The organism is Nonomuraea turkmeniaca (assembly GCF_005889735.1).
GTDB classification, from domain to species: domain Bacteria; phylum Actinomycetota; class Actinomycetes; order Streptosporangiales; family Streptosporangiaceae; genus Nonomuraea; species Nonomuraea turkmeniaca.
Genome location: NZ_VCKY01000361.1, coordinates 1 through 7829, shown reverse-complemented (window position 1 = coordinate 7829; position 7829 = coordinate 1). Strand labels below are relative to the sequence as shown.

At 71.4% G+C, this 7829-nt stretch carries 8 protein-coding genes; 4 read left to right on the top strand and 4 right to left on the bottom strand.

The features are described from left to right. The 3 genes from ETD86_RS51015 to ETD86_RS51005 form a co-directional block, all read right to left on the bottom strand. Nucleotides 1-1001 (bottom strand): PH domain-containing protein (locus tag ETD86_RS51015; protein WP_170223746.1); only part of this gene is annotated, 1001 nt, incomplete at its 3' end. Then, nucleotides 998-1489 (bottom strand): PH domain-containing protein, encoded by a 492-nt coding sequence (locus ETD86_RS51010; protein ID WP_246149467.1) that lies wholly within the window; start codon nucleotides 1487-1489, stop codon nucleotides 998-1000. The genes ETD86_RS51015 and ETD86_RS51010, both read right to left, overlap by 4 nt. Beyond that, on the bottom strand, nucleotides 1486-1713 hold the full coding sequence (locus ETD86_RS51005; protein ID WP_138673833.1) for a hypothetical protein: 228 nt from the start codon (nucleotides 1711-1713) through the stop codon (nucleotides 1486-1488). The genes ETD86_RS51010 and ETD86_RS51005 overlap by 4 nt, the downstream gene beginning before the upstream one ends. Before the next feature lie 111 nt (nucleotides 1714-1824). On the opposite strand from ETD86_RS51005, the gene ETD86_RS51000 reads away from it, so the two are divergent. Together ETD86_RS51000 and ETD86_RS50995 are read left to right on the top strand one after the other, a co-directional pair. Further along, nucleotides 1825-3063, top strand: a complete 1239-nt coding sequence (locus ETD86_RS51000; protein ID WP_138673832.1) for a sensor histidine kinase — start codon at nucleotides 1825-1827, stop codon at nucleotides 3061-3063. Beyond that, nucleotides 3060-3740, top strand: a complete 681-nt coding sequence (locus tag ETD86_RS50995) for a response regulator (RefSeq protein WP_138673831.1) — start codon at nucleotides 3060-3062, stop codon at nucleotides 3738-3740. The genes ETD86_RS51000 and ETD86_RS50995 overlap by 4 nt, the downstream gene beginning before the upstream one ends. On the opposite strand, the gene ETD86_RS50990 is transcribed toward ETD86_RS50995, so the two are convergent. After that, nucleotides 3730-4791: a phosphotransferase family protein gene (locus ETD86_RS50990; protein WP_138673830.1), complete on the bottom strand. Its 1062-nt coding sequence runs from the start codon at nucleotides 4789-4791 to the stop codon at nucleotides 3730-3732. The genes ETD86_RS50995 and ETD86_RS50990 overlap by 11 nt on opposite strands. A gap of 144 nt (nucleotides 4792-4935) precedes the next feature. Between ETD86_RS50990 and ETD86_RS50985 the strand changes: the two genes are divergently transcribed. Then, nucleotides 4936-6258, top strand: a complete 1323-nt coding sequence (locus tag ETD86_RS50985; protein ID WP_138673829.1) for an NYN domain-containing protein — start codon at nucleotides 4936-4938, stop codon at nucleotides 6256-6258. 84 nt (nucleotides 6259-6342) lie between these two features. Continuing rightward, nucleotides 6343-7317, top strand: a complete 975-nt coding sequence (locus ETD86_RS50980; protein ID WP_246149465.1) for a C40 family peptidase — start codon at nucleotides 6343-6345, stop codon at nucleotides 7315-7317. Nucleotides 7318-7829 lie beyond the last annotated feature (512 nt).

Here is a 7829-nt window from a genome sequence, read left to right as displayed (position 1 = left end):
GCCCGGGGGAGTGGCGGGGTGAGGGCGGCGACGTCCTCGGTCTCGTTCTCGGTGGCCTTGCCGAGCCCGGTGGCGATGGCCTTGACGCGCGCCCCGCCGCCCAGCCGGAGCAGCAGTGGCTCGCTGATCTCCACGCCGCGCAGGCGGCGCTCCTCCATCGTCAGTGACCGGGCGGTCAGCAGGCCGCGACGCAGCCGGAGCCGGCCCGGCTCGCGTTCCAGCCGGTAGCGCCCCCACGATTCGGCGAACAGCAGCACGGCCCCCAGCGCACCCACGGCGGCGTTCGCCACGAGCAGCAGCGGCACGGTCAGCAACGGTCGCGCGGTCACCCAGCCCCACACGCCCTCGGCGACCCGCGTGGAGAACACCTTGACGCCGATCCCGTCGAGCGCCTTGTAGGCCACGCCCAGCACCATCGCGGCGCCCGTGAACGTCCACGCCGACAGCGGCGCGTACTTCATCCACGACCACCTCAGCTCGGCCAAGGGCGAAGGTGCGTCCGAGGCGGTGGCGCCGCCGTCGCCGAGCAGCAGCGTACGGCGCAACGCCTCGGCGTCGTGCCTGGCCAGCGGCTCCAGCTTGAGTACGTCGTCGCCCTCGGGCGAGCGCTCGCCCGTGCCCACCTTGACCACCGTCAGCCCGAACGCCCGCAGCACGGGATCGGCCCGCAGGTCCACGCTGCGGACGCGGTCACGCGGGATCGAGCGGCGCTGGCGTACCGCGATGCCCGAACGCAGTTCGAGCCGGCCGGCGGTCAGCCGCCAGCGGGTCGTACGCAGCCGGATCACGTCGTACGCGAGTACCCCGGCCACGATCAGCACCGCGGATCCCGCGCACGCCGCCACGACGCCGCCGGTCGGCCAGTCCCGGGAGGTGAGGAACCGGAAGATCCCGAACACGGCGGGCACCACGAACGCCAGCGACTTGACCGCCGAAGCCCAAAGGCTACGGCGCGACAGCCGCTGCCACCCGGCGCCAGGCGACCGGTCCGGGCCGCTCATGTGGCGTCACCCGGGGTGGCCTGGGTGATGGTGGTCAGGCGTTCGGCCAGGTCGGCGGCGAGTGCGGCGTCCAGCGCCTCGATCTTGACGGCGCCCGCCGACGACGCCGTGGTGACCGTGATGTCCGCCAGCCCGAACCATCGCTGCACCGGCCCCCGCGCGGTGTCGATCCGCTGGATCCGCGACATCGGCGCCACCTTCCAGGTGTGCGTCAGCCATCCCTTGCGCGTGTAGACGGCCTCGTCGGTGACCTCCCACCGCTCCACCCGGTAGTAGGCCCGCGGCGCCACGACCGCGATCGCCAGGCACCCCACGGCGAACACCGCGACCACCGCCCCCAGCCAGACCGGCCGATCGGTGAACAACCAGTACGACACAACGGCGCCGGCGGCCACCGGCACCATGAGAATCAGCCACTGCACGGTCCACCACGGGATGGCCCGCGGATCGGCCTGGTGGCGCGGCGGCCGCAGCGACGTGGTGCTCACTCGCCCGCCTCCGCGCTCTTCGCCGAGTCGGCGACCGTCAGCAACACGAATCCGAGCACGCCGATCACGATGCCCGCGAACACCTCGTGCCCGTGGAGAAACTCCAGGTGGTTGACCACGATCAGGCTCTCGGCCCACTCCCACCACCCGAGCAGGGCGTTCACCAGGCCGCCCACGCCCTGCAGGAGCAGCAGCCAGCCGAACACCTTCAATACCGCTTCCATGCACAGAAGCGTCCCCTCCGGCCGGCGGCTCCGGCGTCGGCCGGAGGTCTCGCCCGGCATCGACTTTGGTCGGTGTCGCCACGCCCGTGGGAGGGCCTAACCTCGGTGCATGTGACGCGAGCGCGAGGCGGGGACGAGCTCGTCCCCGAATACCGGTGGGTGCTCCCGTCCGTGTTGCTCGGCGACGGCCGCGAGGACCGCCGGATTCGCCGCTCGCTGCGCGACTGGGTCGTCGACATCGCCATGTTCCTGATCGCCTGCGGCATCACCCTCCTGGGGCTGCCGGAGATCCAGAACGAGCCGGAGCCGCTCATCGCGATCGAGCAGGTGATGGGCGGGCTGTCGTGCGTCGCGATCTGGCTGCGCCGCCGCTGGCCGGTCGGGCTGGCGCTGGTGACGCTCACGCTCTCGGCGTATCTGGAGCTCGTCGGCGGCGCGTCCGTCGTGGCGTTGTTCACGGTGGCGGTGCACCGGCCGTTCAAGATCTCCGGGCCGGTCACGCTGCTGGCCCTCATCACCCTGGTGCCGTACCTCTTCCTCCGGCCGCAGAGCGACATCGGGCCGCTCGAATGGGGCTTGCTCCTGATGGCCCTCATCCTGACCGTGTACGCCTGGGGCATCGTGATCAGGGCCAGGCGGCAGCTCATCTGGTCGCTCAGGCAGCGGGCCGACATCGCGGCCGAGGAGGCCAAGCGGCTCGAGCGCGAGCGGATCGCCAGGGAGATGCACGACGTGCTCGCGCACCGCATCTCGATGCTCAGCCTGCACGCCGGCGCGCTGGAGTTCCGCCCCGACGCGCCCGCCGGCGAGATCGCCATGGCGGCCGGCGCCATCAGGACCAACGCCCATCTGGCGCTGCAGGACCTCCGCGAGGTGATCGGCGTGCTGCGGCACTCGCGCCCGGGCGAGGGCGAGCCCGTGGACGACACCGTTCCTGACCGGCCGCAGCCCACGTTCGCCGACCTGCCCACGCTGGTCGAGGAGTGCCGGCAGGCGGGCATGGACGTGCGGCTGGACCTGCGGGCGGACGGCGTGCCCGAAGGGCTGGGCCGCAACCTCTACCGCATCGTCCAGGAGGCGCTCACCAACGCGCGCAAGCACGCGGGCGGCGCCCCGGTGACCGTCACCGTGACCGGCACGCGCGGCAAGGGGCTGTCCGCGGAGGTGCGCAACCCGCTCTGGTCCCGGCGTCCCCTGCGCCTGCCCGGGGCGAAGGCTGGGCTCATTGGGCTGACGGAGCGGGCGGAGCTCGCCGGCGGGACGCTCGAGCACGGCCCGACGCCGGAGGGAGAGTTCGTGGTACGCGCCTGGCTGCCGTGGCCGTTGGAGACGACATTGGAGGACGCATGACGACACCGGCCGGCGGGCCGATCAGGCTGCTGATCGTCGACGACGACGCCATGGTGCGCGCCGGCCTGTCGATGATCCTGGGCGGCACGGACGACATCGAGATCGTGGCCGAGGCCGGCGACGGGTCCGAGGTGCCGCCTCTGGTGGCCGAGCACCGGCCCGACGTGGTGCTGATGGACATCCGCATGCCCGGCGTCGACGGGCTCACCGCCACCGAGGCGCTACGCGCCCAATCGATGCGTGGGTCGTCGCCGCCCGAGGTGGTGGTCCTGACCACGTTCCACGCCGACGCGCACGTGCTGCGGGCGCTGCGGGCGGGGGCGGCCGGGTTCCTGCTGAAGGACATCGCGCCCGGCGACCTGGTGCAGGCGATCAGGAAGGTGGCCGCGGGCGAGCCGATCCTGTCGCCGGCGGTGACGCGGCAGTTGATCACGCACGTGTCCGACGGCGGGGCAGGGGAGCGTACGGACCGGGCCAGGAAGCTGCTCGCCCGGCTCAGCGAACGCGAGCACGAGGTGGCGCTGGCCGTGGGGCGGGGCAGGTCCAACGCCGAGATCGCGCGGGAGCTCTACATGAGCGTGCCGACGGTCAAGGCGCACGTCTCACGCATCCTGACCAAGCTGGACCTCAACAACCGGGTCCAGGTGGCGCTGCTGGTCTACGACGCTAACGGGTGAGCAACTCCTCGATCGTGGCCCGGTGCAGCACCAGGTCGTCGGGGTCCTCCGGGTCGGGCTGCTCGCCGAAGTGGATCCTGCGCTGCCACACCCGGGCCATGATGATCCCGTGCCGGAGGGCGGCGTACATCTCGTAGAAGCCCATGTCGCGTGGCTGGTAGCCGGTCAGCTCCTGATAAGTCCGGCAGACGTCGTCGCGCCGCATGAAGTCCGGCATCCCGGGGAAGCCCGCGCCGACCGTGAGGTCCTGGAAGAACCGGTGCAGGAAGATCATCCAGGACAGGTCCAGCTCGCGCGGTCCCACGGCGGCCATCTCCCAGTCGAGCACCGCGACGGGGGTGAAGTCCTGGTACATCATGTTCCCGATCCTGGCGTCGCCCCAGCACAACACGTCCGGCCCGGGATCCTGCGGCCAGTGCGACTCCAGCCAGTCGAAGGCCCGCTCCAGCAGCGGGATGCGGCGCCTGCCGTGCGCCCAGGCGTAGTACGCGTGCTGCGCCTCCACGTGCGCCCGCAGCCCACCGGCGCCGATCGCCGACAACTCCCGCGGCGTGAACGGCGCCTGGTGCAGCGCAGCCAAGACTCCGACGCTGGCGTCCTGCAGCCGGCGCCGGTCCTCTGGGGCGGCGTCGAACAACCATCCCCCGAACGTGTACGGCATCACGTCCGGCGGCACCTCGCCCTCGGCCTGCTCCATGACGAAGAACGGGGTGCCGAGCGGGCCGGGATCGGGCTCGAACCAGAGGGCCCTGGGCGCTGGAATCCCAGCTTTTTCCCTGGCCAGGCGCATGATTTCGAACTGCGCCCGCAGATCGTACGAAGGGAAGACTGGAACCGCTTCTCCCGCCGGCGCGAGCCTCGCTACGCAGCGCGTTCGCCCTTCACGCCACGTGGCGGTAAAGAACAGGGTCTCGCTTGACATGCCGTTGGTCGTCGGTCTGGACAGTTCGGACACCGAGGCGTCCTGGCCGGCCCTGCCGCGGAGCCAGGCGGTCACGTGATCACGCAGTTCTTCCAGGTCACGGGTGGACGTACGCATCTGCTCGGTCATGGCCGGCCTCCCGGGTCAACAGGCGCCCCGGCACAGTCGTACACCCCCAACCAAGCGCTCGTCCATAGAGAGGTGGCCGTTACGGTCAGGTACGCGGCAGCCGTACCCTTGTCTGAAAGGGCATGTCACGAAGGGACAAGTGGGATGAGTTCAGCGGGTGAAGGCCTGTCTCGCCCGCTTCCTGAGCAGGTGCGCCTCAATGTCGTCGACCTGGCGGCTCAAGTCCTCGGGACGACGCCCGCCGTTTCCATACCGCCACCCTTGCGGGGCATAGCGAAGTTCGATCCGCGGAAACGGGCCAAACTCGGCAGCGCGCCCATCGCGGCGCAGCTGGAGAACGACAAGAAATTTCGCGAGCTGGTCGCCGAGTCGGTGGCCGCCGGGTGGCCCGAGCTGGTGGCCTCGCTGGCCGACGGTAACGTGCCGCCTGCCGCCGATCCCGTGCTCGTGGCCGCGGCCGCATACCTCACCCGGCCGCCCGGCTGGGAGGAGATGATCGAGCTCGCCCGTACCGACCTGGAGCAGACGGCCGCGGCGGCCGAGGGATCGGAGCGGGAGGAGGCGGTCTCGCGGCTGCGCGAGCAACTCGCCGCCCAGAAGACCGCCGCCAAGGAGGAGGGCGACCGGCTGCGCGAGCAGATCAAGCTCGCCCGCGCCGAGAATTCCGACCTGCGGCGCAAACTCCATGACGCCCGCGAGCGCGCCAAGGCCGCGGTCGCGCGGGCCGAGGAGATGGAGCGCGCGACCGAGGAGGCCAGGTCGGCCGCCGTGGCCGCGGGCAGCGCCGGCGAGTCCGAGCTGCGGCGGCTGCGCGAGCGGCTGGCCGACGTCGAAAAGCAGCTGGAGGCCTCGCGCCGGGCCGCCCGCGAGGGCAGGAGCATTGAGGACGCCCGGATCAGGGTGCTGCTCGACACGCTGCAGGACGCCTCGGCCGGGCTGCGCAGGGAGCTCGCCCTGCCCACGACGATCAGCAAGCCCGCCGACTCGGTCGCCGCCGTCACGGGCGAGCGGCCCGGCGTGCGCGCGGTGCCCGCGCGGGCCCTCGCCGACGACGACCCGCAACTGCTCGATCAGCTGCTGGCGGTGCCCCAGGTGCACCTGGTCATCGACGGCTACAACGTCACCAAGACCGGCTACGGCACCCTCACGCTCGCCGACCAGCGCAACCGGCTGATGACCGGGCTCGGCGGGCTGGTCGCGCAGACCAGGGTCGAGGTGACCGCGGTGTTCGACGGCGCCGAGCTCAACGCCCCCGTCCAGGTGGTGGCGCCGCGCGGGGTGCGGGTGCTGTTCAGCGCGCCGGGGGAGACCGCCGACGACCTGATCCGCCAGCTCGTCCGCGCGGAGCCGCCCGGCCGGGCCATCGCCGTGGTGTCGTCGGACCGCGAGGTGGCCGAGTCCGTCAGGCGGATGGGAGCCAGACCCGTTCCGTCTGCCTTGCTGCTGCGCCGGCTGGGCCGGGCCTAGATTACGAATTGATTCGTTTGGGGTAACCCCACGCGCCACTTCTGTACTATTTCGCCCAGATGTTAACCCCTGGGAGGCGACGCAGTGAGGTTTGGCCGGGTGCCGGTGGCCGCGGGTATCGCGTTCGGTCTGGTGCTGTCCTCCATGGGAGCGGCCGCCGCTGATCCCAAGCCCACGCTCAATCAGGCGAAGGCCAAGCTCGAAAAGCTCAACGACAAGGCCGACAAGGTCGTCGACAGCTACAACACGGCGACGGAGCGGTACAAGAAGGCCAAGAGCACCTACGTCAAGCTGAACGACAGCTACAAGCGCAAGCTGGAGACGGTCGCGGACCTGCGGTCGCAGGTGATCGGCATGGCCGTCGAAAGTTACCGGCTCGGCGGCGACGTCGCCTCCTGGCCCGGGATGATCGGCACGGGTCGTCCCGAGGACCTCCTGTCACGGCTGGCGGTGGCCGGGCAGATGTCGCAGGAGCGGGCGGAGAAGCTCGCCGTCTTCGACCGGGAGAACCGCGGTCTGAAGGCCGAGCGCGACAAGGCGCAGGAGGCCTTGGAGGAAGCGGACAAGGAACGCGACGGGGTGGAGAAGGAGCGCTCGGAGATCCTCAAGCTGATCGCCGAGCAGAAGAAGCTCCTGAAGAAGCTGGGCGCCTACAATCCCGGGAATCCCAACAGCGTCGGCATCAAGTACACGGGACCGGCGTCGGGGAATGCGGCCGCCGTGCTGCGGTTCGCGTACGCGCAGGTCGGGAAGCCGTACATCTATGGGGGGACGGGGCCCAGGGGGTTCGACTGCTCCGGGCTGACCCAGGCGGCGTGGCGGGCCGGAGGGGTGACGCTTCCCCGTACGACGTGGCAGCAGTGGGCGTGGGGGGATAGCCGGAAGGTCTCGCTGGATGATCTCCAGCCCGGGGACCTCATCTTCAGTGAAGGCCTGGGGCACGTCAGCATTTATGCCGGGAACGGGGAGATCGTGCACGCGCCGCAGACGGGTGACGTCGTCAAGGTCGTCAAGCTCTCCGACTACGGCCGCGCCCTCGTCGGCGCCGTCCGCCCGTAGGGGCCTCGTCCGGCCGGAGGACCGGTGGCCGTCCCACGTGCACGCTCCGCCGTGGCCTGCGGTCACCCGCACGCCCGCCCGCCGAGCAGGCGTCCACCCACGATCGGGCCTCGGGCACGTGAGTGGCGGTCAGGCCGTGGCCGGCACGTCACTTGGGCACGTCCGCCCATGCGCTCGTTTCCGCACCCCCGTCACCTTCGCGGCGCTGGGCGGCTGCCGCACGGGATCGGTGGAACGGTGTGCGGAGGCGGCGGCGGGTTGTGCCGGCGGCCGGTGCGAAGCTCGGCGCGCAGGCACCTGGGACGCGCCGCGCCAGCGTGCCCCGCATGGACCACGACGAGGTCGGAGTGCCGGGGACGTCAGCGAGGGCCACAAGGGGTCGGCGTGCCGGGGACGTCAGCGTGGAGCGTCGGGGCGTCAGCGTGGAGCGTCGGGGCGTCAGCGTGGAGTGTGGGGCGTCAGCGTGGTCAGGAAGGCGGAGACGGCCGGCGGGCGGTCCGTCGGGGGGAGGG